This is a genomic window from Leifsonia sp. 115AMFTsu3.1, assembly GCF_004362795.1.
In the GTDB taxonomy this organism is placed as follows: Bacteria; Actinomycetota; Actinomycetes; order Actinomycetales; family Microbacteriaceae; genus Leifsonia.
The window spans coordinates 608,394-635,346 of sequence record NZ_SNYB01000002.1 but is presented as its reverse complement, the minus strand read 5'-3'; the positions used below and the strand labels follow the sequence as shown (position 1 = coordinate 635,346).

At 70.7% G+C, this 26,953-nt stretch carries 20 protein-coding genes; 10 read left to right on the top strand and 10 right to left on the bottom strand.

Annotated features, from left to right (window positions below; genetic code table 11):
* Positions 1-164: 164 nt before the first annotated feature.
* The 3 genes from AXZ95_RS13955 to AXZ95_RS13945 are packed head-to-tail and all read left to right on the top strand — an operon-like array spanning position 165 to position 7,617.
* Positions 165-1,682, top strand: coding sequence for a sugar transferase (locus AXZ95_RS13955; RefSeq protein ID WP_018192188.1), 1,518 nt, complete (start codon positions 165-167; stop codon positions 1,680-1,682).
* Positions 1,683-1,741: 59 nt separating this feature from the next.
* The gene (locus AXZ95_RS13950) at positions 1,742-6,463 is read left to right on the top strand and encodes a PKD domain-containing protein (protein ID WP_018192189.1); all 4,722 of its coding nucleotides are present in this window, start codon (positions 1,742-1,744) and stop codon (positions 6,461-6,463) included.
* Positions 6,460-7,617 carry a glycosyltransferase gene (locus AXZ95_RS13945; RefSeq protein WP_018192190.1) on the top strand — a complete coding sequence of 386 codons (1,158 nt, stop codon included), beginning with the start codon at positions 6,460-6,462 and terminating at the stop codon, positions 7,615-7,617. Before AXZ95_RS13950 ends, AXZ95_RS13945 begins: the two co-directional genes overlap by 4 nt.
* Before the next feature lie 192 nt (positions 7,618-7,809).
* Here AXZ95_RS13945 and AXZ95_RS13940 read toward each other — a convergent pair whose 3' ends face one another.
* From AXZ95_RS13940 to AXZ95_RS13915, 6 genes are all read right to left on the bottom strand, one after another.
* Positions 7,810-9,132 (bottom strand): hypothetical protein, encoded by a 1,323-nt coding sequence (locus AXZ95_RS13940; RefSeq protein WP_018192191.1) that lies wholly within the window; start codon positions 9,130-9,132, stop codon positions 7,810-7,812.
* A gap of 3 nt (positions 9,133-9,135) precedes the next feature.
* A complete protein-coding gene (locus AXZ95_RS13935; protein ID WP_018192192.1) occupies positions 9,136-10,659 on the bottom strand; it encodes a polysaccharide biosynthesis tyrosine autokinase in 1,524 nt (507 codons plus the stop codon).
* Between the two features lie 37 nt (positions 10,660-10,696).
* Entirely contained in the window at positions 10,697-11,443 is a 747-nt protein-coding gene (locus AXZ95_RS13930; protein ID WP_018192193.1) for a hypothetical protein, read from the bottom strand.
* On the bottom strand, positions 11,440-12,204 hold the full coding sequence (locus tag AXZ95_RS13925) for a CDP-alcohol phosphatidyltransferase family protein (RefSeq protein WP_018192194.1): 765 nt from the start codon (positions 12,202-12,204) through the stop codon (positions 11,440-11,442). Before AXZ95_RS13925 ends, AXZ95_RS13930 begins: the two co-directional genes overlap by 4 nt.
* Positions 12,201-13,400 carry a DUF1972 domain-containing protein gene (locus AXZ95_RS13920; protein ID WP_018192195.1) on the bottom strand — a complete coding sequence of 400 codons (1,200 nt, stop codon included), beginning with the start codon at positions 13,398-13,400 and terminating at the stop codon, positions 12,201-12,203. The genes AXZ95_RS13925 and AXZ95_RS13920 overlap by 4 nt, the downstream gene beginning before the upstream one ends.
* 179 nt (positions 13,401-13,579) lie before the next feature.
* Positions 13,580-14,497, bottom strand: coding sequence for a glycosyltransferase family 2 protein (locus AXZ95_RS13915; RefSeq protein ID WP_018192196.1), 918 nt, complete (start codon positions 14,495-14,497; stop codon positions 13,580-13,582).
* A 102-nt stretch (positions 14,498-14,599) separates the two neighbouring features.
* On the opposite strand from AXZ95_RS13915, the gene AXZ95_RS13910 reads away from it, so the two are divergent.
* Together AXZ95_RS13910 and AXZ95_RS13905 are read left to right on the top strand one after the other, a co-directional pair.
* Complete coding sequence (locus AXZ95_RS13910; protein WP_018192197.1) at positions 14,600-15,550, top strand: glycosyltransferase; 951 nt, start codon at positions 14,600-14,602, stop codon at positions 15,548-15,550.
* Positions 15,547-16,260 (top strand): polysaccharide deacetylase family protein, encoded by a 714-nt coding sequence (locus tag AXZ95_RS13905; RefSeq protein WP_018192198.1) that lies wholly within the window; start codon positions 15,547-15,549, stop codon positions 16,258-16,260. The genes AXZ95_RS13910 and AXZ95_RS13905 overlap by 4 nt, the downstream gene beginning before the upstream one ends.
* On the opposite strand, the gene AXZ95_RS13900 is transcribed toward AXZ95_RS13905, so the two are convergent.
* Positions 16,250-17,299, bottom strand: a complete 1,050-nt coding sequence (locus AXZ95_RS13900) for a glycosyltransferase (RefSeq protein WP_018192199.1) — start codon at positions 17,297-17,299, stop codon at positions 16,250-16,252. The two genes, AXZ95_RS13905 and AXZ95_RS13900, sit on opposite strands and share 11 nt — an antisense overlap.
* A 166-nt stretch (positions 17,300-17,465) precedes the next feature.
* Between AXZ95_RS13900 and AXZ95_RS13895 the strand changes: the two genes are divergently transcribed.
* Both AXZ95_RS13895 and AXZ95_RS13890 read left to right on the top strand, forming a co-directional pair.
* Positions 17,466-18,572: a glycosyltransferase family 4 protein gene (locus AXZ95_RS13895; protein ID WP_231374475.1), complete on the top strand. Its 1,107-nt coding sequence runs from the start codon at positions 17,466-17,468 to the stop codon at positions 18,570-18,572.
* Positions 18,569-19,924 carry an oligosaccharide flippase family protein gene (locus tag AXZ95_RS13890; RefSeq protein WP_018192202.1) on the top strand — a complete coding sequence of 452 codons (1,356 nt, stop codon included), beginning with the start codon at positions 18,569-18,571 and terminating at the stop codon, positions 19,922-19,924. Before AXZ95_RS13895 ends, AXZ95_RS13890 begins: the two co-directional genes overlap by 4 nt.
* Positions 19,925-19,952: 28 nt before the next feature.
* Here AXZ95_RS13890 and AXZ95_RS13885 read toward each other — a convergent pair whose 3' ends face one another.
* Positions 19,953-22,604, bottom strand: a complete 2,652-nt coding sequence (locus tag AXZ95_RS13885) for a right-handed parallel beta-helix repeat-containing protein (RefSeq protein ID WP_018192203.1) — start codon at positions 22,602-22,604, stop codon at positions 19,953-19,955.
* Positions 22,605-22,844: 240 nt separating this feature from the next.
* Here AXZ95_RS13885 and AXZ95_RS13880 point away from each other — a divergent pair, with 240 nt between their 5' ends.
* Together AXZ95_RS13880 and AXZ95_RS13875 are read left to right on the top strand one after the other, a co-directional pair.
* Positions 22,845-23,432, top strand: a complete 588-nt coding sequence (locus AXZ95_RS13880) for a hypothetical protein (RefSeq protein WP_018192204.1) — start codon at positions 22,845-22,847, stop codon at positions 23,430-23,432.
* Positions 23,433-23,536: 104 nt separating this feature from the next.
* Complete coding sequence (locus tag AXZ95_RS13875) at positions 23,537-23,959, top strand: adenylyltransferase/cytidyltransferase family protein (RefSeq protein ID WP_018192205.1); 423 nt, start codon at positions 23,537-23,539, stop codon at positions 23,957-23,959.
* Here AXZ95_RS13875 and pip read toward each other — a convergent pair.
* Together pip and AXZ95_RS13865 are read right to left on the bottom strand one after the other, a co-directional pair.
* Positions 23,948-24,925 carry a prolyl aminopeptidase gene (gene pip / locus AXZ95_RS13870; protein ID WP_018192206.1) on the bottom strand — a complete coding sequence of 326 codons (978 nt, stop codon included), beginning with the start codon at positions 24,923-24,925 and terminating at the stop codon, positions 23,948-23,950. The genes AXZ95_RS13875 and pip overlap by 12 nt on opposite strands.
* A 17-nt stretch (positions 24,926-24,942) precedes the next feature.
* A complete protein-coding gene (locus AXZ95_RS13865; protein WP_018192207.1) occupies positions 24,943-25,830 on the bottom strand; it encodes a neutral zinc metallopeptidase in 888 nt (295 codons plus the stop codon).
* Between the two features lie 65 nt (positions 25,831-25,895).
* Between AXZ95_RS13865 and AXZ95_RS13860 the strand changes: the two genes are divergently transcribed.
* Entirely contained in the window at positions 25,896-26,885 is a 990-nt protein-coding gene (locus AXZ95_RS13860; protein WP_196802443.1) for a malate dehydrogenase, read from the top strand.
* Positions 26,886-26,953 lie beyond the last annotated feature (68 nt).

Genomic DNA, 26,953 nt, shown 5'->3' with positions numbered 1-26,953 from the left:
GCGCTTCCCGCACTCAACCCCATCCGAACGGGGAGCGCTCGGCGCGCGCGATTCCACGACCGTCACCCCCTGAGCGGAGTCGGCGGCGGTGAAGCCGTTCGAGACCACGGTTTCCCCCCAGCCGCCGTCGGCTCCCCGGTGGGCCGTCTCGTGGAGGTCCTGGCATGACTGTCATCCGCCCGCGCCTCCACGCGCCGGTCGCCCCCAGCGCGCTGCGCGGACTGAGCTCCGAGCGCAACTGGGCCCGTCTCTACCGCTACCGTCTGCTCGCCACCGACACGACCATCATCCTGGTCGCCACGATCGGCGCGGTCTTCGTGCGCTTCGGCTTCGACGACGCGGCGGCGCCGACGTCGGTGTTCCACATCGACTACCTCTACCTGTCGCTGATCATCGCCGCGACCTGGCTCTTCACGCTCTCCGTCTACCACACGCGCGACGCGCGGGTCGTCGGGCTCGGCGTCGCCGAATACCGCCGCGTCGTCTCCGCGACCGCGACGACCTTCGGCCTGCTGGCCATCCTCTTTCTCGTCGCCAAGGTCGACATCGCGCGCGGCTACTTCATCGTCGCGCTGCCCGCCGGCCTCGCCGGCGTCCTGTTCTCGCGCTGGCTGTGGCGCCACTGGCTCATCCGCCAGCGCATCTTCGACCACTACCTCTCGCGTGCGCTCGTGGTCGGGCGCTTCGACGACGTCGACTACGTCGTCCGCCAGATCCACCAGAAGTCGGGAGCGGCCTACAACGTCGTGGGTGCCGCTCTCGACACAGGAAAGCGCAAGGGGGCGAAGAAGGACGCCGAGATGCGGCGCCGGATCGCCGGCCCCGAGCGTGAGGTACCGATCGTCTCCGACCTGTCGGGGGTCGCAGACGCTGCGGCGCGGCTGGGCGCGGACACGGTGATCGTGGCCGGCCGCGCCCTCAGCAGCGGGGACTTCGTCCGCAAGCTGGCGTGGAAGCTGGAGGGCACGGCAACTGAGCTGGTGCTCGCCTCGCCGCTCACCGATGTCGCGGGTCCGCGCATCCACTTCCGTCCCGTCGAGGGCCTTCCGCTCATCCACGTGGAGATCCCGCAGTTCGAGGGCGGCAAGCACGTGCTGAAGCGCGCCTTCGACTTCTTCGCCTCCGGCCTCGCGCTGTTGCTGCTCTCGCCGCTCTTCCTGGCGATCGCCCTGCTGGTGAAGCTCGACGACAACGGGCCGGTCATCTTCGCGCAGGAGCGCGTCGGCCGCAACGGCGAGCGCTTCACGATGTACAAGTTCCGCTCCATGGTCACCGACGCCGAGGCGCGCCTCGCCGCCCTGCAGGAGAAGAACGACGGCCAGGGACTGCTCTTCAAGATGAAGAACGACCCCCGCGTGACCCGCGTCGGCCACTACCTGCGCAAGTTCTCGCTCGACGAGCTTCCGCAGCTGGTCAACGTCTTCCTCGGCGACATGAGCCTGGTGGGCCCGCGTCCGCCGCTGCCCGCCGAAGTCGCGGGCTACGAGAACCACGTCCACCGCCGCCTCTACATCAAGCCGGGACTCACCGGGATGTGGCAGGTGAACGGTCGATCCGATCTCTCCTGGGAGGAGAGCGTCCGCCTGGACCTCTACTACGTGGAGAACTGGTCGCTGACCGGCGACCTCGTCATCATGTGGCGCACCGTGAAGGTGCTGACACATCCCGTGGGGGCGTACTGATGCGCCCTCACGCCCAACCTCCTCGCTCCCTCCCCCGACCGAAAGACACCGAGGTTGTCATGAGCACAACACAACGCCCACGCTCTCGCTCACTGGGCATCCTGACCGCCGTCCTCACGGCGATCGGCCTGGTCTTCGGCGGACTCGCCATCGCGCAGCCCGCCGCAGCGGACACGGCCCCACCCGACCCGACGAACCCGGCGACGCCGATCACCGTCAGCGACGACGTGCTCCCGACGCCGCAGATCAACGGCGTCGCATGGGCGCAGACGGTCGTGGGCAACACGGTCTACGTTGCGGGCAAGTTCACCTCCGCCCGTCCGGCAGGGTCGCCGGCCGGGACGAACGAGGTTCCCCGCAACAACCTCCTCGCGTACGACATCACCACGGGCGCGCTCCTCCCGTTCGCGCCGAACCTGAACGCGCAGGCGCTGGGCATCACTGCATCGCCTGACGGCAGCCGCATCTACGTGGTGGGCGACTTCACCTCGATCGACGGCAAGGGCTACTACCGCCTGGCCGCGTTCTCCACCGCGACGAACACGATCATCAGCGCGTTCAAGCCGATCATGGAGTCGCAGACGCGCGCTGTCGCGGCGTCCAACACGGTGGTCTACACCGGCGGCGACGCATCCACCATCAACGGCGTCGCCCGTGCGTACGTCGGAGCGGTGAGCGCCACCGACGGATCGACCCTCAACTGGCAGGCCAACGCGGACGCCCCGGTGGATGCGCTGACGCTGACCAAGGACGGCTCCAAGCTGATCGTCGGCGGCCGCTTCCAGAACATCGGCGGCGTCGCCAACTACGGCCTCGCCGCGGTGGACGCCAGCACCGCCGCCATCCTCCCGTTCGCTGCGAACCAGACGGTGCGCAACGCGGGAACCCAGGCGAGCATCACCGCCCTCTACGCCACAAGCGACCGGATCTACGGCTCCGGTTACGTCTTCGGCCAGGGCGGCAACCTCGAGGGCAGCTTCTCGGCCGACCCGAACACCGGGTCGATCAACTGGGTCGAGGACTGCCACGGTGACACGTACTCCATCTACCCGCAGGGCGACAACGGTCCGCTCTACGTCGCCGGCCACCCGCACTACTGCGGCAACATCGGCGGCTTCCCGCAGACCAGCCCGCAGTGGACGTTCTACAACTCGATCGCGTTCAGCAAGGCCGCGACCGGCACGATCACCGCTGACCCGTACGGCTACTACAACTGGGCCGGCACGCCGTCCCCGTCGCTGCTCGACTGGTTCCCGAAGTGGACCGTCGGCACCTTCACCGGTCAGAGCCAGGCCACCTGGAGCGTCTCGGGCAACAGCAAGTACGTCGTCTACGGCGGCGAGTTCCCGACCGTGAACGGCATCGCGCAGCAGGGCCTCGCCCGCTTCGCCGTCCCGTCGTCCGCACCGAACAAGGTCGGCCCGCAGGGCATCCCGCTGACACCGACGGCAGCGTCGTTCAACGCCGGAGAGGTGCGCGTCAGCTTCGCCGCCACCTACGACATGGACAACGGCTACCTGACGTACAAGGTCTACCGTGACGCGGGCACCACGCCCGTCTACCAGACGACCGTGCGCTCGAACTTCTACACGCGGCCGATGATCGGATTCACCGACAAGGGCCTCACGCCCGGCAGTCACCCGATCTACCACGTGAAGGTCTACGACCCGTTCAACAACACCACATCGCGTGACACCAACGCGGTCACGGTCGCCGCCACCAACAGCGGCGGACCCTACGCCGACTCGGTGACGCAGGCGGGCGCCTCCGCCTACTGGCCGCTGGATGAGGCGAGCGGCACCACCGCGTTCGACCACATCGGCTTCAACGACCTGCAGGAGACCGCGATCACCCAGGGCGCCGCGGGACCGATCTCCGGAGTCACGGCGAGCACGTTCAACGGCAGCACCAGTCTGGCCGTGACGCCCACCGCGATCACCGGACCGGACACGTTCACCGTCTCGGCCTGGTTCAACACCACATCCACCAGCGGCGGCAAGATCATCGGGTTCGGCAACGCCAACACGGGCACCTCCGGCAGCTACGACCGTCACGTCTACATGGACAACAGCGGACGCATCTACTTCGGCGTCTACCCGGGATCGGTCCAGACGCTGAACAGTGCCGCCGGCCTCAACGACGGGCAGTGGCACCAGGTGACCGCCTCCCTCGGCGCCAACGGCATGCGGCTGTACATCGACGGCAAGCTGGCCGGCTCCCGCACCGACGTCACCAGCGGCCAGGGCTACACCGGCTACTGGCGGGTCGGCGGAGACAACATCGGAGGCTGGCCCAGCCAGCCGGCGAGCAACTTCTTCGCCGGCAGCATCGGGCAGGTCGCGATCTACCCGACCGTGCTGGACCGCACCACCGTGGTGAACCAGTACGTCGCCTCCGGACGCCCGTCGCCCCTGGCGCCGGCGCCGGCGGACGCCTACGGCGCCGCGGTGTACAACGGCAACCCCGACATCTTCTGGCGTCTCGACGAGACCAGCGGATCGACGGCCAACAGTGCCGACGCCTACACGAACAACGGCACGTACTCCGGCACGGCCACCACGAAGAACCAGTCCGGTGTCCTCCCGGGCACCGCGGACAAGGCGGTGAAGTTCAACACGAACATCAACGGTTCGAACGGCGGCATCGTCACCAGCAACCAGCAGTTCGCGAACCCCACCACCTACACCGAGGAGGTCTGGTTCAAGACCAGCACCACCAAGGGCGGGAAGCTGATCGGGTTCGGCGATGCCAAGACCGGACTGTCGAGCAACTACGACCGTCACGTCTACATGCAGGATGACGGCCGGATCGTGTTCGGCACCTGGACCGGCCAGGCGAACACCATCACCACCCCGAATCCGCTGAACAACAACCAGTGGCACCAGGTGGTCGCCTCGCAGGGCGCCGACGGCATGAAGCTGTACATCGACGGCCAGCTCGTGGGCACCAACCCGCAGACGGGCGCGCAGGCCTACAACGGATACTGGCGCATCGGCGGCGACAACACCTGGGGTTCCACCGGCCCGTACTTCAACGGAACGCTCGATGAGGCCGCGGTGTACTCCACGGTCCTGTCGGCTCAGGATGTGGCCAACCACTACAGCCTGGCCACGACCGGCACCCTGCCGAACCAGACCCCGGTGGCCTCGTTCACCCAGAGCACCTCGGTGCTGACGGTGAACGTGGATGCGTCGGCGTCGTCCGACCCGGACGGCACCATCGCCTCCTACGTCTGGGACTTCGGTGACGGCTCGACCGGCACGGGAGCGACCGCGTCGCACACCTACAGCGGAACCGGCGTCTACGCCGTGACGCTCACGGTGACCGACAACCAGGGCGCGACCAACGCGACGACGCAGAACGTCGGCGTCACCGCACCGCCGCCGAACCAGCCCCCGGTGGCCGCCTTCACCTCGAACGCGACCTTCCTGAACGCTTCGTTCGACGCATCCGGCTCGTCCGACCCGGACGGCACCATCGCATCCTACGCCTGGGACTTCGGAGACGGAGCGACGGGGACCGGCGCGACCGCGACCCACGCCTATGCCGCCGCAGGCACCTTCACGGTGAAGCTGACGGTGACGGACGACAAGGGAACGCCGACGAGCGTCCAGCACGACATCACCGTGCAGGCTCCGCCGCCGAACCAGCCGCCCGCGGCCGCGTTCACCTCGTCGGTGACCAACCTGTCGGCAGCGTTCGACGGCTCGGGCTCGACCGACTCGGACGGCACCATCGCCTCCTACGCCTGGGACTTCGGAGACGGAGCGACGGGAACCGGTGCGACGACGACCCACGCCTACGCAGCGGCCGGCACGTTCACCGTGACCCTGACGGTGACGGACGACAAGGGTGCGACCAACCAGGTCCAGCACCAGGTCACCACCACCGTCCCGCCGAACCAGCTGCCGACCGCCTCCTTCACGGCGACGGCCAGCAACCTGCAGGTGTCGGTGAACGGCAGCGCATCGGCCGACCCGGACGGCACCATCGCCTCGTACGCCTGGGCGTACGGTGACGGCGCCACCGGCACCGGAGCCACCGACAGCCACACCTACGCGGCGGCCGGCACCTACACGATCACGCTCACGGTGACGGACAACCGCGGAGGGACCGCCACGGCCACCAAGACCGTGACGGCCACCGCGCCGGCGCCCAACGCGATCGCTCAGGACGGCTTCGAGCGGACGACGGCCAACGGATGGGGCACCGCCGACATCGGCGGGGCGTGGACGCTCTCGGGCGGCGCGACCAGCTTCAACACCACCAACGGCCTCGGCCAGCAGGTGGCGGCAGCGGGAACCACCAAGACGGCACTTCTCAACTCGGTCACCTCGACCCGGTCGGATGTCACGGTCACCATCTCCGCCGACAAGGCGGCGACCGGCGGCGGCATCTACTACTCGGCGATCGGCCGCATGGTCGGATCGACGGACTACGAGGGCCGTGTCTGGGTGAAGGCGGGAGGCGCCGTGCAGCTTCAGCTGCTGCAGGGCTCCACCACCCTCCAGGCCGCGAACATCACCGGGCTGACCGCTCTCGCGGGCGACCAGCTCAAGGTGCGGGTCCAGGTGTTCGGCACCTCGCCGACCACCATCCGCGCCAAGGTGTGGGCCGCAGGCGGAACCGAGCCAGCGAACTGGATGCTCAGCGCCACCGACACGACCGCCGCCCTCCAGGTGGCCGGTACGACCGGGCTGCGCACCTACGTCTCGGGCACCGCGACCGACATCCCCGTCACCACCCGGTTCGACAACTTCGCGGTGGTTCCGGTCCCGTGAGCGCAGCGAGCAGAGCTCGCCGCACCATCCTCGTGGCGCACCCCGGTTCGGAGCTTTACGGCTCCGACCGGGTGCTCCTCGAGTCCGTGAGCGGGCTGGTCGACGACGGCTGGGACGTCGTGGTGGCGGTCCCCGGTGACGGCCCCCTCGTCTCCGAACTGCGGCGGAGGGGCGCACGGGTGGAGCTGTGCGCCTCGCCCGTCCTCCGCAAGAGCGTCCTGCGGCCGCGGGGCTTCCTCCGCTTCGCTGCCACGACGGTGCGCGGCATCCGATCCGGCTCCGCGCTGCTCCGCCGTGAGCGGCCGGCGGCGGTGTACGTGAACACGGTCACCATCCCGTTGTGGATCGGGCTCGCCCGGCTGGCCCGCGTGCCGGTCGTCGCGCACGTCCACGAGGGCGAGGCCGCCGCATCCCGCCTGGTGAAGCGCGTCCTCTCGGCGCCGCTGCTGCTGGCGGGGAGCGTCATCGCGAACAGCCGCTTCAGCGTCGGCGTGCTCGAGAGCGCCTTCCCCGCTCTCGGCCGCCGCACCCACATCGTCTACAACGCCGTGCCGGGTCCCGAGACCCGCAGCCCGGCCCGTCCGGAGCTCGACGGCGACCTCCGGGTCACGTACATCGGGCGTCTCTCTCCCCGCAAGGGCGTCGACGTCGCCATCGACGCGATCGCCGAGCTCGACGCCCGCGGGATCCCCGCCCGCCTCGACCTCGTCGGCGCGGTCTTCCCCGGCTACGAGTGGTACGAGCGCGACCTGCGCGACAAGGTGGAGGCCAAGCGCCTCCAGTCGCGCGTCTCCTTCCGCGGCTTTCAGCCGTCCGTCTGGGACTTCCTGAGCACGGGTGATGTCGTCCTCGTGCCGTCGGTCGCCGACGAGCCGTTCGGCAACACGGCGGTCGAGGGCATCCTGAGCGGACGTCCGGTGATCGCCAGCGCGACCAGCGGGCTCCTGGAGGCGACCGACGGCTACCGCACCACGGTCACCGTCGAGCCGGGCGACGCGACGTCGCTGGCCGACGCGCTCGAGCGCACCATCGCCGAGTGGGAGACGTCGGCGCCGCTCCTCGACGACGACGCCGAGACCGCTCGGCGCAAGCACAGCCCGGAGTCGTACCGCCGCCGCATCGCGGAGCTCGTCCGGGCCGTCGCCCGGCACTGATCACGCGTCGCGCCGATCAGGCGTAGCGCCGATCAGGCGTCGCGCCGATCAGGCGTAGCGCCGATCAGGCGTAGCGCCGATCAGGCGTAGCGCCGATCACGCGCAGCGCCAATCACGCGCAGCGCCGATCACGCGCAGCGCCGATCACCTGCAGCGCCGATCAGGCACTCGGCCGATCAGGCGCTCGGCCGATCAGCCGCGACCGGCAGGGAGCGCATCCGGCTCCGGCTGCGGCACACGCGTCGGCCGGCCGAGCACGAGCGGCCTGCTGGCATCCGGCGCGAGCTGCGTCGTGGCCGCGAGGCCCGCGACGAACCAGACGAAGATCGAGTACTGCGTGATCAGAGCGACCGTCGCGAACGCGGGGATCTGCGCCACGAGGGCGATCGTCGCCGGCGAAGCCTTCCCCCGCAGGACGAGCAGGATGCCGAAGGCGAGTGCGACGGCGATCGCGATCAGCACGATGATCCCGTTCGTCAGCCCGGTCAGGATGAGCTGGCTGTCGATCGAGCGGAAGTTGCCGAAGTAGAGGGAGCCGGCCGAGTTCTTCTGAGCCGAGCCTGCGACGCCCACGAGGTTCATCGTCCCGAACAGGGAGACGAGGTCGCCGCGGTAGTCCGCGCTGTCAGAGGCCTCGGCACCGGCGTCGTCGAACACGGCGGAGACCAGCGGGAAGACGATGGCCGAGGCCACGACCACGATCGTGGTGATGGCGATGCGCGCGCGACGCGAGATCGCATCCCGCATGAAGAGCACCGAGAGGGCGACGCCGAGCAGCGAGCAGATCATCCCGATCCGGCTGAACGTGTACACCGTCGCGACGAGCATCGTCAGCACCATCAGGCCGCGCACCCAGAGGCGGAACGGGGCGGCCAGGGTGATCGGGACGGCCATCGCGAGGCTCGCTCCCAGCGCGATGCTGTGCCCGAAAGCGCCCTCCGCCCGCGGCACGCCGCCGCGCTCCTGGATGGTGCCCCAGATCGAGTACAGCGAGTTGCCGGACTTGATCAGCACGAACGGGTTCCAGTGCGTCAGCCCCTCGATGATGGCGAGGACCGCGACGATCGTGAAGCAGACCGCGATGGCGCCGTGGACCCAGGCCGGGTCGACGCGCAGCGGGGCGACGCGGCCCACGATGTAGCCCGCGACGAAGTACGTGACCACGATGATCGCGGCGCCGAGGGCGATTCCCGCATTCCCGGCGAGGATGGAGGCGAGCGCCGCCACGACCACGAGCGTCATCAGCGCATCCATCCAGCTCAGCCGGAAGCGGCGGACGGGGAGAAGCGCGGCGACCACCAGCAGGGCGGCCGCGGTCGCGGGCGGCAGGTAGTAGTTGCCGTTGAAGCCGATGCCGAACCCGAGCCAGATCGGCACGAAGCACAGCACGACGATCCAGGTGGCGACCGCCAGGCGCGGCGCGCGGCGCAGCACGAGGAAGCCGAGCACGGCGACACCCAGCGCGACGGCCAGCAGGAGCAGCCGGTCGACGAGCGCGCCGCTGAGGAAGCTCATGGGTCAGGAGGCGCTGTGACTGCGCGCCGCGTCCGAGGGGGAATCGGGCGCGGCGGCGTTCTCGGCCGGCTCGCCCTCCGCCGCCTTGCCCTTCGCGGAGCGCTTCGCCGTGCTTCCAGCCTCCGTCGTGTCGGCAGACTCCGCTGCAGCTCCGCCACGACGACCCGGCAGGCCGAGCCGGCGCGGCGGCTGCTCCGCCATGTAGTACGCGTTGCGCTCCTTGCCCGCCGCGACGCGGTTCAGCACGATGCCGAGCACGGCTGCACCCGACTTCTGCAGCGAGTCGACGGTCTGCGCGAGCTGCTGCTTGCGCACCCGCGTGCGGTCGACGACCACGAGGGCGCCGTCCACCTGGCGGGCGAGGATGGATGCGTCGGCGACCGATCCGAGGGGCGCGGTGTCGATGACGATCACGTCGTAGCGGGCGCGCAGGCGCTCCAGGAGATCGCTCATGGCCCGCGACGAGAGCAGCTCGCTCGGGTTCGGCGGGATGGGACCGGCGGCGAGCACATCCAGGTCGCCCGCGCCCCAGCGCTGCACCACGTCCTCGAAGTCGGCGCGGCCGGCGAGAACGGACGTCAGCCCGGCGTTGCCCGACAGGGACGTGTACCCGGCGATGGCGGGGCGACGCAGGTCGGCGTCGATCAGCAGGACGCGCTGGCCGGTCTCGGAGAGGGCGAGCGCCAGGTTGGACGAGATCAGGGACTTGCCCTCCGACGGGATCGACGATGTGATCACGAACGACCGGGTCGGCGAGCCGAGCGTGACGAACTCCAGGTTCGACCGCAGCTGGCGATACGCCTCCGCCGCATTGGAGAGCGGCGCCGAGACGAGCACGGGGACGCCGTCCTTGTTCCGTTCCCGCTGGATCGACCCGACGAGCGGAGCCTTCGCGACCTCCGTCGCGGTCTCGGCGTTGTGAACGCCCGTATCGAAGGTCGCGCGCAGCACCACGATGAGGGCGCCGACGATGAGCCCCAGCAATAGGCCGGAGAGCACGTTCAGCCGCGTGTTCGGCGACGACGCGAACTTCGGGACGGCGGCGTGCTCGATCACGCGGACGGACACCGTCGCCGCGCCCTGCGCCGTCTTCGGCGCGATCTGCTCGACCGTGCTCGACAGGCTGGCCGCTACCGCGTTCGCGATGTCCGCCGCCTGGCGCGGGTTGGTGTCGGTCACGGCGAGCTCCAGGATGACCGTGTTCTGCGGCGTGCTCACCGAGATCGAGTCGGCGAGCTGGCTCGGCGTGATGGACAGGTCCAGCTGGTCGACGACCGGTGTGAGCACGACCGGCGACTCGGCCAACTGCGCGAACGACAGCATTTGGTTCTGCGTGTACGTGGACCCCTGGCTCAGGTCGTTCGCGGACCCGCCGAAATTGAGCGAGAAGTACAGCCCGGAAGTCGCGGTGTAGCTCTTGACCGCCAGTTGCGACAGGCCGAAGCCCAGCAGCGCTCCGGCGATCGTCGCGATGACGACGACGTACCAGAATCGCCGGAACGCCTGCGCGTACTGCTTGGAGCTCATCGATTCTCCCCCTCGGTCACCCGGTCGTCCGCCGCCCTCACTGGAACACCACGAGCTGGGCGCCCGCCTGGTCGCTCAGGGTCACGGTGACCGCTTTGTCGTCGTCCGCCGGCACCGTGAAGACGTACACCGCCGTCGCGGATGCTCCGGGCTGGAGGGATCCGGTGAAGGGCTTGGCGGCGGAGTCGCCGGCGACCGGTGCTGCGGGCGTCGCACTCGAACCGTAGTAGGCGTTGACGGTCGCCGTCGAGAGGGGGAATGCGCCGCCCGTCCCGTTGGTCAGGCGCAGGGTCACCTTCACGGCCGGTCCGCTGACCTCGCCGGGGCGGGTGGCGGTCGCCGTGTAGGACTCGACGGAGACGACGTTCGCGGTCAGACCGGACGGGGTCTTCACATCCTGCTTGACCTCGGCGGTCTGGGCGACGACGCCGCCGAAGCGCGCATCCATCTCGCCCTTCTTCGCCGGGGAGGCCGTCGCCGGCGACCCCTTCGGTGCGTCGGACGGCGTGGAGGTGGACGGCGCGGAGTCCGCGCTGTCCGTTGGCCGCGGCAGCTGCGTCGCCGCCGGCTTGAGCGCGTCCGGCACCGGTCCGCCCGCGGGCCGCGAGAACGAGTACACGGAGGCGATGACGATCGCGGCCACGATGGCGAGACCGCCGACAGCGGCGAGCGCGACGAGCCCGATGCGCTTGCGCGTCCAGCGGTCCTTCTGCTCCGGCGTCTGGTTCTCCGGGGTCTGGTCGTCCGGCGTGGGCAGCGGGGTGGTGTTGTCGTCCGACGTCATGGCCGGCCTCCTTCGGAACGGAGCTCGCGGAACCAGGTGACGGCTGCGGCGAACAGGAAGAGCGTCGTCGCGAGGACGATGAGGGTGTAGAGCACGAGGAAGCCGGGAAGCCAGCCGAGCAGGACGAACGAGAGGCAGAGCACCCCGTAGTCCATGGGAAGGACGAGCACCGCGCGCATCCAGGACGGACGGCCGGGCGCATCGGCGGCCAGGGAGACCCGGCCGTGCTGGCGCCGCAGTTGCTCGGTGAGGATCATCCCGAAGAACAGGACGGAGGAGATCACCGCGGAGAACAGGGGGACGACGAGCCAGGCGACCGGGACCGCGTCGTGCAGGTAGAGGCCGAGGCCGAGCGCCAGCGGCATGCTGACGACCTTCGTGGCGTCGACCATGTGGTCGAGCCACTCGCCGGCCGGGCTGCTGCGCCCGGTCAGCCGCGAGAGCTGGCCGTCGGCGCTGTCGAAGGCGTAGCCGATGAGGAGCATGAGCGCGACGCCGATGCCCAGCAGCCAGGACGGCGGGAACACGACGAGCAGGATGAGGGCCGCGAACGTCCACGCGGCGCTGATCGCCGTGACGCCGTTCGGGGTGAGTCCGGCCCGGTACGCCCAGGCCGTCAGGTACCGGCCGAGCCGGCGGTTGACGAACCGGGAGTAGGCGGGAGCGCTGCGGGCGGCCGGCTTCTGCGCGGCGGCGAGCCGGCGGAGGACGGAGCCGTAGGTCTCGCGGGTCGTCGCGCCGTCGAGCGTTCCGCCGGTCACGACTCCACCGCCTCGCCGGTGAGGCGCGGGGCGGAGCCGACGCGCTGGACGGTGAGCGGTCGCCTCGCGCGCACCTGCACGCGGTCGGCGAGGTCGCGGCAGAGGAGTTCGTACTTGTCGGCCACGTCGTCCCAGTCGTATCCGGCGGCGCGGGCGCGGGTGGCAGCTCGGCGGCCGGGGTGCCCATCGGGGTCGGCTTCCGCCGCCTCGACGACGCGGGCGACATCCCCCTCGGTGGTGAAGTACGCGCCGCTGTCGCCGAGCACCTCGCGGTTGAAGACGACGTCGTAGGCGAGCGTCGGCGCTCCGGCGCCGATCGCGCGGAGCAGCGACGGGTTCGTCCCGCCGACCGAGTGTCCGTGCAGGTAGCTGAAGGCGTTGGCGTAGAGCTGGTCGAGGAGGCGCTGGTCCCAGACCCCGCCGAGGAACCGCACGCGGTCGTCCGCGAGCTCGTGGACCCGGGCCGTGTAGGCGTCCGCGTAGGGGGCGGACCCGACGACGATCAGCGGGAGCCGCGCGCCGCTGCGGCGATACCCGTCGACGATGGTGTGGACGTGATTCTCCGGCTCGAAGCGGGCCACCAGCAGGTGGTAACCCTGCGGCTCCAGTCCGAGACCCGCCAGCAGGTCGGACTCGTCGGCCACGCGGGGAGCGCCGTAGGCGATCAGCCGGGTCGGCGTGTGGAACTCGTCGCGGTAGTAGTCCGCGATGCCCTGCGCGTCGGCGATGAGCCCGTCGGACCAGCGGACGGCCGCGGATTCGGCGAGCCGGTAGTAGCGGCGGCCCGTCCCCTTCCACTTGTCGCGCTTCCACTCGAGGCCGTCGACATGGGTGGCGACCGGGATGCGCGCGGCGCGGATCAGCGGGAGGTACGGCGAGTTGGCCGCGTTGAAGACCAGGGCGACATCCGTGCGGTGGCGGAGGAGGTGGGCGACCGAGAGGCCGGTGTGGCTCAGCGTCTCGAGCGAGCGGCGGTGCATCGCGCCTTTGTGGACGAGCTCCATCCCGCGGTACTCGTCGGGGCGCTCTCCGTCGGCCGGACGGCAGTAGACGACGACGCGGTGACCGCGCTCCGCCAGCCGGGAGCCGACCTCCTCGACGGCGGTCTCGAAGCCGCCGTACCGGGCGGGCACGCCACGCGTTCCGACCATGGCGATGCTGAGCGGTTCCCCTGATCGCCTCGCCTTGCTCTGCATCGGCTTCTCTCGTTCTCGTCGGTCGGTACGGAGAAACCCGACGACGGAAGCGTCGACCGTGACGGGCGGGCGAGAATCCGCATATCTCGGTCTTCGGTGTGCACCAGGGTCGGGTCTCTGTTGCCCTCACAGTCTATGACGAGAAATCCTCAACTGTTGCTCCCCTGTTCGGGGGACTTTCACCGGGAGCGTGTACGCCGGGAGGCCCGCAGACCGTCCCGCACCCCCCGGAACGCCGCCGCGAGCGGGGCCGCCGACCGCAGGAACTGGCGCCGCCCGCCCTGCAGCAGCACCTCGTAGGCGATCGGGATGCTGGCCCGCCGCCACCGCTTCACCGACGCGGCGTCGAGATTGCGTGCCGCGAAGACCAGGCGGTTCCGGATATTGAAGTAGTAGTACGTCGTGGACTTCGCCTCGCCGCTCGTCGCGTGGCCGTCGCCCTGCGTCCCGCCCTCGGCGTGCACCGCCGTCGCGGCCTCCACGACCTCCACGCGGCCTCCCGCGCGTCGCGCGCGGTACGACAGCTCGACGTCCTCCCAATACAGGAAGTAGCCGTCGCCGAACCCGCCGATCCGCGTCCACAGCTCCGCGCTCACCAGCAGGCACGCGCCGCTCAGCCACTCCTCGGCGTCGCGGACGCCCAGGCGCTCGCGGTTGCGGGTCGCGGTGATCCGCCCGTCGCCGAGATGCAGGTCGGAGCCGTCGAACCACACCGACCCGTCCGGCCGGAGCACGCGCGGCGCGAGCAGGACGAGCGGGTCGTCACCGGCCGCGCCGAGCAGAGCCGAGATGTCCGCCGGCTCGATCGTCGCATCCGGGTTCAGGAGCAGCAGGTGGGCGGCGCCGGCGGCGATGGCGCGCTCCGCTGCCGCGTTCATCCCGAGCCCGAAGCCCAGGTTCTCCGCCGGCTCGAGCAGGTCCCATCCCTCCGCCGCGGAGAGCCGGCGCATGGCCTCGCGCTCCGCGTCGGAGGTGCGGTTGTCGACGACGAACGTGCGCGCGCCCTCCAGCCGACGGGTCAGCGGGGCGAGGTTCTCGGCGAGCAGTCCGGAGGAGCCGTAGCCGACGACGATCACGGCCAACCCCTCGAACGCCATCCTGCTCCCCTCCTGCCGACCGCCCCCGTCCGGGCGCTGGCGTGAAGCCTATACCTGTGTGAGCATGGTGACTCCGCCACCCGATGCGAGGACCAGAACTCGATGACCGACCAGCGCCTGCCCGTGACGATCGCCGTTCCGACGTTCCATCGGCCCGAGGAACTGCGGGTGCTGCTGCCCCTGCTGAAGGCGCAGGCCGACGATCTGGATGCCGCCGGCACCACGACCACGGACGTCCTGGTGGTCGACAACGACCCCGGTGCGAGCGGACGCACGGCGGCCGAGGAGGCCGGTGTCCGGTACGTCGTCGAGCCGCAGCCCGGCATCGCGGCCGCGCGCAACCGCGCCCTCGACGAGAGCACAGGGTCGCGGCTGCTCGCCTTCATCGACGACGACGAGCACCCCCACGCCGGCTGGTTGCGCGAGCTCGTCCGGGTGTGGCGCATCTCGGAGCCGGCTCTGGTCTCCGGCCGGGTCGTCGCGGAGTTCGAGCGACCGCCCGGACGGTGGATCGAGGAGGGCCGGTTCTTCGTGCGGCGCTCCCTGCCGACGGGCACGCCGCTCCACGTCGCCGCGGCCGGCAACCTCCTGCTCGACCTCGACCAGGTGCGCGAGAGCGGCGTGCGGTTCGCGCTCGACCTCGGTCTGAGCGGCGGGGAGGACACCCTGTTCAGCCGTCAGCTCGCCCATGCCGGCTACCGGATGGTGTGGTGCAACGAGTCGGTGATCACCGACCTTGTGCCGTCCGCGCGGATCAGCCGCCGCTGGGTGCTCCGACGGGCGTGGAGTCACGGCAACTCGACCGCTGTCGTCAGCGTGCGCCTGGCGAGCGGCGCGACCGGTCGCGCCGTCGCGCGGGTCCGCGCTGCGGTCGGCGGGGCCGCGCGTGTCGTACTCGGCGTGGCCAGGACGGCACTCGGTCTGCTCCTCCGCTCCCCCGGCCACCAGGCGCGCGGATCCCGCGCCGCCTACCGCGGTGCCGGGATGGTGTGGGCGGCGTTCGGCGGCGTCTACCAGGAGTACGCGCGGACGACGCAGGGCACTCCGCAGTGAGCGTCCGCGACCGGGCGATCGCCCTCGTCCGCCGCGCCGGAGCTCCCGTGGGGTCCGTCATGCGGGTCCGCACCGAGGAGCCGGTGGTCGTCGCGACGTTCGACGACGGCCCGTCGTTCCGGACCTCCACGGTGCTGTCGGCCCTCGCGGACGCGGGCGCAACGGCGACATTCTTCGTGCTGCTGAGCCGCACCCGTCGCGATCCGGGCCTGCTCGACGACATCCTCGGCGGCGGCCACGAGCTCGCCCTGCACGGCCCCGACCACCGCCGCCTCACCACGCTGCCGCCCGACGCACTGGCCGGACGGATGCGCGACGCGCGCGCCGAGCTGGAGGACCTCGCCGGGCGCCCGATCCACTGGTTCCGGCCGCCGTACGGCGCGCAGAGTCTGCGCTCCTGGCGTGCCGTGAAGGCCGCAGGCATGGAGCCGGTGCTCTGGGGACCGACGCTGGCGGACTGGCGCGACGCCCCGCACGACGAGCGGCTCCGTCTTGCCCTGTCGGCGGAACGCGGCGCCATCATCCTCGGCCACGACGGGCACGCGGATGCGGTCGATGGCGTCGACGACGGGCCCGCCCCCACGGTCGACCACGCCACGCTGCTCCCCGAGGTCGTGGCCGGCTACGCGGCGCGCGGGCTGCGACTCACCTCGCTCGGCGCAGCGGCCGCGAACGGCCGCCTGGTGCGGGAGGCCCGGTTCAGGAGCTGACCGTCTGCTCCCGCCTGCGGCGCCGACCCCGGCCGCCGCGCACGAGGTCGATCGCCCGGCGGTACGCGGTCGCGTGCTGCGGCCCCGCGTCCGCCCACGAACGCGCGCTCAGGTCGGGCCGGCCCTCGACGCCGCGGGCGTGCTCGGCGGCGTCGCGGATCACCTCCGGCGTGAGCTCGGCGTACCGGCTCACCCACGCGGGTCCGACCTCCTCGGCGAGCGCCGCCGTCGTCTCGTTGTCGGGCACGAGCACCGGACGATCGAGCGACAGCGCGGTGAGCACCCCTCCCGAGTTGTGCATGTCGCGATAGGGCAGCACGATCAGCTCGCTGCGTCCGACCAGGTCCGCCAGCTCGGAGTCCTGCAGGAAGCTCAGCTGCACCCGGACACGCTCGTCGCGGTCGGCGAGCGCGCGGATCGTCTCGGCGAGCTCCTCGGTGGACGGCTTGCCCGCGACGGTCAGCCGCAGGTCGTCTCCTGGAACCCGGGCGAAGACCTCCAGCAGCTGCTCGACCCCCTTGTAGCGGCGGATGAGCCCGAAGTAGCCCAGCCGGCCGTGCTCGCGCGCCGGACGCGGATAGCGGCCGAACCACTCCCGGTAGTCGCCGTGCAGGATCGTCTCGTAAGCCGTGCCGTCCGGGAACGGTGTGGTGGGGTTGAGCCGGATGCGCAGCGTCGTCCGCCGGTCGAACCAGCGGAGGATGGCGCGCTCGCGCCGGGAGATGCCGTCCGGCAGGTGCAGGTTGTGGACCGTCCGCACGATCGGCGTCCGCGTCACGCGGAGCTTGAGGATGAGCACGACCGTCAGCGCCTGGCGGACAAGCGCCTTCATCCGGCTCTGCCCCGAAACCAGGATCTCGGGCCAGTGCGCGTGGAACACGTCGTACCGGCCGAGCAGCGCGCGCCGCCACGAGAACGTGCGCACCTCGAGTCCCGGCGTCGACGTGAGCGCGTCGCGCAGCATCACGATGTACGGGTTGGTGGTGGGCCGCGGATCCGGGAAGGACTGCTGGACGACGATTCGCTCGGGCTCGGTCATGGTGCGATCCACCCTAGGGGCCGTTCCGCGGTCAGAGCCAGCGCCGACCCCCAAGACTGGGTGCATTTTTGAGAATATCTCGTTATTTGGCCTCCGCCTGTCTAGACTCGCTCAGCAGAGGCCCGACACCCGACTCGAGGGCCCCGACCAGACCCCGGAGCTGCCCGTGGCCAGCGAAGCGCCAACACTTCACCACCAGCACGTCCGCCTGTACGACCAGGTGCGCAGCGTGCACCTCGAGCGCGCCCACGAGCTCGACCCTGCGGCGATCGTGTACCGCGTGAAGCGCTACGACTTCGATCCTGAGCTCGCGTCCGGTATCGAGCTGGCGCAGGCCGGCAGCATCGCGGCGGCACGGATGGCCCTCCGCAGCAGGATCACCCGGGTCGAGGTCGACGAGCCGCTCTACCTCGACTCCCTCCCCCGGACCGCCGCCGTGCTCGCCGCGCTCGGGCTCAAGCGCCTGTTCGGTGCACCACGCGCCGAAGTCGCTACGTACGCGATCGAGAACCTCGACCCCTTCGCCGCCCGCCCGCCTCGCCTCCGCAGCCGCCTGCGTCGCGCCGTCGAGCGGATGCTGAGCGCCTACGTCTGGCACCGTCTCGACACCGTCGTCTACGGGACGCCCGGCGCCCGCGACCTCTACGGCGAGACCTTCGCCCGCCGCCCCCGCCGCCAGCTGACGGTCGAAGCGCTCCCGAGCCCGTGCCGCTGCGACGCCGAGCGGACGGTCCAGCGCGACCCCGACGGCGTCGTCTTCCTCGGCGCCTTCTCGCCTCGCAAGGGATTCGGCGACGTGCTCGCCGCGTGGCCGGCCATCCGTTCCCGGCGCCCGCTGGCGACGCTGACGCTGATCGGGTCGGGCGGGATGCTCGACGAGGCACGGGCCGCGGCCGACGCCGACCCCTCGATCCGGCTCCTCGTCGATCCGCCCAGGGACGTCATCCACACCGAACTGCTGCGCGCGCACGTCCTCGTGCTGCCGTCACGACGGGTCGGCGACTGGCGCGAGCAGATCGGTCTTCCCCTGGTGGAGGCGCTCGCCCACGGCTGCGAGGTCGTCACCACGTCGGAGACCGGCATCGCCGAGTTCCTCATCGACGCCGGCCACCTCGTCCTTCCGGGGGACGCCGACGCCGCACGCATCGCCGACGGGGTGGATGCGGCGCTCGCCCGCCACCGCACCGCCGCCGACATCCGCTCCGCCCTCCCCGCCGTCGACGGCCGCATCGCCGCCGGTCGCGCCCTGTTCGAAGAGCAGGTACCGGCATGACGACCCTGAAGCCGCAGCGGACCGGGATGGTGCGCGCCGTCGGGTCGACGGCGGTCATCAAGGTCGTCGTGATGGGCATCTCCGGTCTCATCGGCATCGTCAACAGCCGGCTCATCATCCAGAACTTCGGCACCGACGCCTACGCCCAATACGGCCTGCTCGCGGCACTTCCCGCCCTGCTGCCCTTCGCGGACCTCGGGATCGCGGCCGTCGTCATCAACGCGGTGGCCGGCTCCGACAAACCGGCATCCGACCGCCTGGTCCGCAGCACGATCGTGACGGCCTTCCGCATACTGCTGTGCTCCGCCGCCGCCATCGTCGGCGTGGGCCTCGTGATCTCGCTGCTCGGCTGGTGGCCGGCCATCCTCGGCGGTGCGCTGCTGCCGGACGGCGGGAGCCTCGCCGCGTTCCTGTGCCTCGGCACGTTCGCGCTGGTGCTGCCGCTCACGGTCGGTTCGCGCGTGCTCGTCGGGCTCGGCCGGACCAGCACCCAGACCGCCAGCCAGGCCGTCGTCGCCCCGGCGATGTTCCTCGGGCTCGCGACCCTGGTGGCCCTGTCGGCTCCGGCGGGCAGCTTCCTCGCGGTTCTCTCGTACATCGCCAACGGCCTCGCATCGCTGATCTGCCTCCTGGTCGCAGCGCGCCTCATCCGTCCGCAGATCGGGAAGGCCCTCCGCGAGGTGCCGTTCCCCCGGCGCTACCCGGGCGTTCCCGCCATGGGCGTCGCGTGGCCGATGCTCGTGCAGATGGTCGCCCTCCCGATCGCCATGCAGACGGACCGCCTCCTGCTCAGCCACCTGACCACCGGCACCGAGCTCGCGCAGTACAACCTCGCCTCCCAGCTGTTCGGCCTGGTCGTGCAGACCATCGCCGCCGCGGGCGTCGCGCTCTGGCCGATCTACGCGAGGGCCCGGTCGGAGTCGCGCATCGAGTCGCCGATGAAGCCGACGATGTGGTTCCTCGCCGGCGGCCTCGGACTGGGGCTCCTGCTCGCCGCGCTCTCGCCGCTGCTCACCCACTTCATCGCGGGCGACAGGTTCACCCTCGACCCGTGGCTGGTCGGCGGGTTCGTTGTGTTCGTCGCCCTGCAGGCCGCCAAGTACCCGGCGGGGATGTACATGACGGACAAGCGCGGCCTCACCTTCCAGGTGTGGCCGATCCTCGCCAGCGTGCCCCTGAACCTCGTGCTCTCCTGGTGGCTGATCGGCGTCATCGGTGCCGGCGGACCGATCATCGGCTCCGCGATCAGCGTCCTGGTCTGCCAGGTGCTGCCCAACCTCTGGTACGTCACACACGACCTCGGCCGCCGTCGGGCGGAAGTGCCCGACGACGGCCGAGAGGACGTGCTCTAGAGGAACCCGCGCTGCGGGCGCCCCGGTGTTACCAGGCGCCGACGTGGACGGTGCCGGCCGGCTTTCCGATGAGCGACGCTATGTCGCCGGGGAGGGCCGTGGCCGCGCCGACCACCGAAGCGATCAGCTGCGAGGGCGCGAGCGACGGTGCGTTCTCCGCGATCGTGCTGTGCGCCTCCTGCCCGGTCGCCGACGTGAACGCCGAGAACGTGGAGTACACGGCCGGGTCACCGGCGCCGCGGGACCAGATCACGGCCCACGACGGGGACGAAGCCGAGGCCCTGCGGTACAGGTTGTAATCGCTGCTGATCTGCATCCGCTCGGCGGACAGCTGGTGCGAGTAGTCCTCGACGCACAGCAGGCAGTTGCCCGTCCCGCCGGAGATGACGTTGTTCCGGATGGTGACCGGCCCGGTGACCCAGGTCATGGTCGGGTCCGGGAACGCCTGGCGCGGGTCGTGACCAGCGTCCGACGCGTTGTTGCCCCGACGCGAGTCCTGCGTGATGTCGAGGTTGCGCGCGTTGTCGCTGAGCGTGTTGTTCCACACCTTGGCCGAGCTGATGTTGTTCAGCTTGATGCCGGCGGAGGTGTTCCGCGACGCGACGTTGTCCACCAGGGTCGCGGTCGACGAGATCTCGAGCGAGATGCCGTTGCCCGCGTTGCCGATGGCGTCGTTGTGCGCGATCGTCATGCCGTAGACCGACTCGTCGAACCAGAGTCCGGCTGCCTGATTACGGAGGAACGCACTGTCGCGGACCTCGATGACCCGCGACCGCGTGATCTTCACGCCTCCGGAGACGGGCGAGGTGTTGAAGTGCTCGGAGTTGTTGTCCGCCGCCAGCACGCCGTCGAGGGTGAGGTGATCGGACGAGTTCGCGTGGACGCCGAGGAGGCCGTTGCGGGCCGCCGTGACGGAGCGCAGCGTGTTGCCGTCGCCGCCCAGCGAGACACCGGTGGTGGCGTTGTCGGTGAAGGAGACGTTCTCGAAGAGCGCTCCGCCCTTCCACGCGGTGACCGCACCCATGTCGGGGACCGAAGGCGCGTAGCGGCGCACCCCGACGCCCTTCAGGACGAAGCCGGCGGACTGGACGCTGATCGCCTTCTGCAGGTCGCTTGCGCGCACCTCCTGGCTGCCCGGGTTGGTTCCGAGCACGAGCGTCTTGCCCGCGGTGTCGTAGTAGAAGGTGCCCGGGCGGACCTGTGACCGGCTCGCGACCTGCTGCTGGGCGGCATTGCCGATCCAGACCTGGTCGGGGTGCGCGGCCATCGGGTACGACGGGTTCAGCCACTGCCAGCCCGGCGTGGAGCCGTCGCCGGCGCCGCGCGTGTAGGTCGGGCTGGAGTCGAAGACGTGGTTCCAGCCTCCGGCGACCCAGGTGGTGCCGCTCTGCGTCCAGCCCTTCACGACGGAGCTGCCGTCGAGGTAGGCGGCCTCCTTCGGGTACGACTGGATGGTCAGCTTCTTCGTCGCCGGCACGGTCAGCGACTCGTGGTAGCTGCCCGCGCGCAGGACGATCGTCGCGCCGTTCCCGGCGACGTCGATGGCGTGCTGCACGGTGCGGAACGGGCTGGATGCCGTCCCCGCTCCGGTGTCGGAGCCGTTCGGGGCCACGAGCAGGGCGCCGGCGGGAACCGCGTACGCGGTGCTGCCGATGGCGGCCGCGCCCGTCGGGAAGCGGGTGCCGGACGTGTCGATCGACGGGTCGCCGGTCGGAGCGGGCTGCGGCTGCGTCGGCGGGGTGACCGGCGGCGCGGGGTCGACCGGTGCGGTCGGCTCGCTCGGCTGGGGGGTCGGCGTCTGCGTCGGGGTCGGCGTCTGCGTCGGAGTGGTGGTCGGCGTCGGAGTCGGCGTCGGGGTCTCCTCCACCGGCTTCAGCGTCGACGCGGCGAGCGTGTCGAACGCGACAGGCTGAGCGGCGGTCGAGCCGGAGACGTACGACCAGGCGGCGAGGCTGCCCGCGGAGGTCAGCCGCTTCGCGCTGGAGTCGTCGGCGACGGACTGCCAGTCCGGCTTCGCCTGGCCCTCGGGCCAGGCGCGAGCCTGCAGATGGACGGGGTTCGACCCGGTCGCCTGGAACTCGAGGTGCACCGATGCCCCGGCCTTGAGGCCGGTCGCGACCCGGATCTCCTTGCCGACCGTCGTCTGGTCGGCCGTGGAGCCGTTGATGCGGAGGATCGTGAGGGTGAGGGCGCCTGCGGCGTTCACCCGGATGTTGGCCTGATAGTACGAGCCGGCGGCGACGCGGGTCTGCACACCGGCGAAGATGCCGTTGCCCCCGGAGGGGATGCGCGGGACGTCGATCGTCGCCGACGTCGTGACGTCACCGGCGGTGACCGACGGCAGGGTCGCCGTGAGCGACGAGCCGGGACGCGGCAGTGTCATGCTGCCGGCGTCGCCGGTCGCCGAGAAGGGCGTCGTGCCGGTGGTCCGGTAGGCGCCGCCGACCGGCGCGCTGCCCCATCCACCCGCTGTGACGCGGGAGAAGTCGTCGGAGACCAGCTGGCTGCCGACGACGTAATTGGAGGGTGCAGCCGACGCCGTGATCGCCGGCAGGCCGAAGACGGCGATACCGGCGGTGGCGACCGTCGCCACAGCGGTGACGACGATGTTGCGGGTGAAGATGCGGGGAGCGGGGGACTTTTGGGTGTTGGTGAGGCGGTGTCTGGCCTTGCGGACCATGGACTGTCTTCCAATACTGATAGTTCGCGAACAGAAAAACACAGAGGTGAGACCAGGCCTTCTGCGCGGAGCTGAGAAGAAAGCTAGCACGAGCTCCTGCAAGACCGCGAACCAAAACCGTTAAATCTATCGCGCGTCCCTGTCGACACGCTATGGCGATACACCCCCCCTTTCGGGTGGCCCAGCCAGGCGCTTCGGGGCCGCCGGACCCATCCCGGGCCTTTCCGGAAGAATGGCGGTATGCCCGGCTCCGACACCTTCCGCATCCTCACCGTCTGCACGGGAAACATCTGCCGCTCCCCCGCGATGGAGTTCCTGCTGGCTCAGGCGCTCGAGTCCGATCCGCGCTTCCACGTGCACTCCGCCGGGACGCACGCGGAGCGCGGCTGGCCGGTGAACCCGCCCATGGACCGCCTGCTGGAGGACCGCGGGATCGACGTCTCCGAGTTCGTCGCCCGGCAGGCGGATCGGCAGCTGCTCGCCGGGTCCGACCTGGTCCTCACCGCGACGCAGCAGCATCTCGCCTGGGTGACCGAGCACGAGCCGCGGATCGTGCGCCGCGCGTTCACCCTCACGGAGTTCGCCGACGCGATCGTCGGGGCGCCGGAGGGCTCGGACGTGCGCGAGCTCGTCGCGTGGGCGGCGGCACACCGTCCGGCCCTCCGCATCCGCTCCCTCGGCGCCCCTACCCGCCGGGGATACGACGAGGGCGACATCCTCGATCCGTACGGCCGGGGCGAGGCCGCGTATCAGGCGGCACTCGGCCAGATCGACCCGCTGGTACAGCGCATCGCACCTGCGCTCCTGGAGGCCGCACAGACCGCCTGACACCCGCACAGGGCACATTCAGCGCACCCCGAGATCACTTGGTGACAAATCCTCACTAATCCGCCAGAATAGGTGAGGAAATCTCAAACCAAGGGGGGAAGCCCGTGACCCGACGCGTCGGCTACGCCGCAGGGGCGTTCGATCTGTTCCACATCGGACACCTGAACATCCTGAAACACGCCAAGAGCCAGTGCGACTACCTGATCGCGGGCGTCGTCTCCGACGAGATGCTGGAGCTCACCAAGGGCATCACCCCGGTCATCCCCCTCGCCGAGCGGCTGGAGATCGTCCAGAGCATCGACTACGTCGACGAGGCGGTCGCCGAGACCGTCCCCGACAAGCTCGACACCTGGCGCGAACTGCGGTTCGACGTGTTCTTCAAGGGCGACGACTGGCGCGGCACCGAGAAGGGGATGCGGCTCGAGCGCGAGTTCGCGGCCGTCGGCGTCGAGGTCGTGTACTTCCCGTACACGATGACCACGTCATCCACCCAGCTGCGGAAGGCGCTCGCGGTCCTAGCCGGCTGAGTCCCCATCCTCGTCGGCGAAGCGGTCGGTCGCCTCGATCAGCGCATCCAGGATGCCCGGCTCGTCGAACGCGTGCCCGGCATCCGGGATCATCCGCAGGTCCGCCTCCGGAAGCGCACGATGCAGGTCCCACGCGGTCATCGGCGGAGTGCACACGTCGTAGCGGCCCTGCACGATCACGGTCGGGATCCCGGCGAGCTTCTCCGCATCCCGGATCAACTGCCCCTCCTCGAACCAACCGCCGTTGACGAAGAAGTGGTTCTCGATGCGCGCGAACGCGACGGCATGCGTCGGCTCGGTGAACGCCTCGACGAGCTCCGGCCGCGGCAACAGGGTGATCGTGGACGACTCCCAGCGCGACCAGGCGACGGCGGCGGGCAGGTGCACGGCCGGGTCGGTGTCGAACAGCAGGCGGTTGTACGCACGCATCAGACGTGACCGCTCGCTCTCGGGAACCGGCTCCAGGAACCCCTCCCAGAGATCCGGGAACAGCGCGGACGCGCCACCCTCGTAGAACCAGTCCAGTTCGTGCGCTCGCAGCGTGAAGATGCCGCGCAGCACGAGTTCGGTGACCCGCTCGGGATGCGTCTCCGCGTACGCCAGCGCCAGGGTGCTGCCCCACGAACCGCCGAACACCTGCCAACGGTCGACGCCGAGGTGCTCGCGCAGACGCTCGATGTCGTCCACCAGGTGCCAGGTCGTGTTGACGCTGAGGTCGGCCTCCGGCTCGCTGGCATGCGGGAGGCTGCGGCCGCACATTCGCTGATCGAACAGCACGATGCGGTAGCGCTCCGGATCGAACAGCCGTCGGTGGGCCGGCGTCGTGCCGCCGCCCGGGCCGCCGTGCAGGAACACGACCGGTTTCCCCTCGGGATTGCCGCTGACCTCCCAGTACAGCTGCTGGCCGTCGCCGACGTCCAGCATTCCGCTGTCGTACGGCTCGATCTCGGGGTACAGGCTCCGCATGGCTTGAGGGTAGCGGTTCAGAGCCGCGACGCCGGGACGGAGAACGTGTCGCACGCCGCCGCGCCCTGCCGGAAACCGGTGGTGAACCAGCGCTGCCGCTGCTCGGCCGAGCCGTGCGTCCAGCCCTCCGGGTCGACGCGTCCGGTCGAGGCCTGCTGGATGCGGTCGTCGCCCACGGCTGCAGCGGCGCTCAGGGCGTCGGCGATCTGCTCGTCCGTGATCGGCTCCAGGAACGGCCGGCCGCTCGGGTCGTCGGTGGTGGATGCGGCGCCCGCCCAGCTGCCCGCGAAGCAGTCGGCCTGCAACTCGGTGCGGACGCTGTCCGACGCCGGACCGGTCTGCCTGCTGCTGTGCTGCTCCATGATGCCGCCGATGTTCTGGATGTGGTGTCCCCACTCGTGCGCCACCACGTACATCTCGGCCAACGGCCCGCCGCTCGCGCCGAAGCGCGAGCGCAGCTCGTCGAAGAAGCCGGTGTCGACGTACAGTGTGCGGTCGGGCGGACAGTAGAACGGGCCGACCGCGCTCGTCGCCGAGCCGCATCCCGTTCCCGTCTGGCCCTCGAACAGGATGAACTCGGGCGACGAGTACGTGGCGCCCAGCTCCGGAAGCTCGCTCGACCAGTACGCCTCGAGCGACGCCGCGGCCCCCTTCATGCGGCAGTCGACGCTGGCGTTCGCCTCGGCGCCCGTCGAGCAGTCGACCGCCTGGTCGCCCGTGCCGATCTGCTGGGTGCTGCCGCCCGCATCCCCGCCGACGATCCCGGTCAGGTCGACGCCGAACAGCTGCGAGACGAGCAGGATGACCACCGCTCCGAGGCCGACACCTCCCGCCGCGATCCCGGCGGTGCGCCCGCGTCGGCGCACCTTGCCACCACTGATGTCGGCATTCGGATCGAACGTCATGGCGCACACGGTACGCCGCGATCGACGACTCCCGGGCGCGTCGGCCGCGGTCTAGGCTCGGCAGCGTGAGCGCATCCACACCCCCAGTGAACGTGACCGTGACCGGGGCGGGCGGGCAGATCGGCTACGCCCTGCTGTTCCGCATCGCCTCCGGGCAGCTCCTCGGGCGGGAGACGCCCGTGCAGCTGCGGCTGCTCGAGATCCCGGCAGGTCTGCGGGCCGCCGAGGGCACCGCACTCGAACTGGAGGACGGCGCCTACCCGCTGCTGCACGGCATCGACGTGACCGACGACGCGCGCGCGGCCTTCGACGGCGTGAACGTCGCGCTGCTCGTCGGCGCGCGCCCGCGGGGGCCGGGGATGGAGCGCAGCGACCTGCTCGAAGCCAACGGAGCCATCTTCGGCCCGCAGGGCGAGGCGATCAACGCCGGGGCGGCGGACGATGTTCGCGTGCTCGTCGTGGGCAACCCGGCCAACACCAACGCGCTCATCGCGAGCGCGCACGCTCCCGATGTGCCGGCGGAGCGCTTCACCGCGATGACGCGGCTCGACCACAACCGTGCCGTCGCGCAACTCGCGCGGCACCTGCACGTGCCCGTCCGCTCGATCGACGGCGTGATCGTGTGGGGCAACCACTCGGCCAGCCAGTACCCGGACGTCACGCACGCGACCGTCGACGGCCGGCCAGCCACCGAGCTCGTCGACGAGCGCTGGCTCACCGACGAGTACATCCCCCGGGTCGCCAAGCGCGGCGCCGAGATCATCGACGTGCGCGGTTCGTCATCGGCGGCGTCGGCCGCGAGCGCGGCGATCGACCACATCCACGACTGGGTCAACGGCACCGGAGACCGCTGGACCAGCGCTGCCATCGTCTCCGACGGCTCCTACGGGGTGCCCGAGGGGCTGGTGTCGTCCTTCCCGGTGCGGTCGGTCGACGGGGAGTGGCGGATCGTGCCCGACCTCGCGGTCGACGCGTTCTCGCGCGAGCGGATCGACGCCTCCGTCGCCGAGCTCGTCGCCGAGCGCGACGCCGTCACCGCCCTCGGCCTCCTCTGACCCCGGTCTCGCCGCTCCATCTGCGAGATTTGCGCCAAATCGCGGTTATGACGGGCTCATACCGGAGA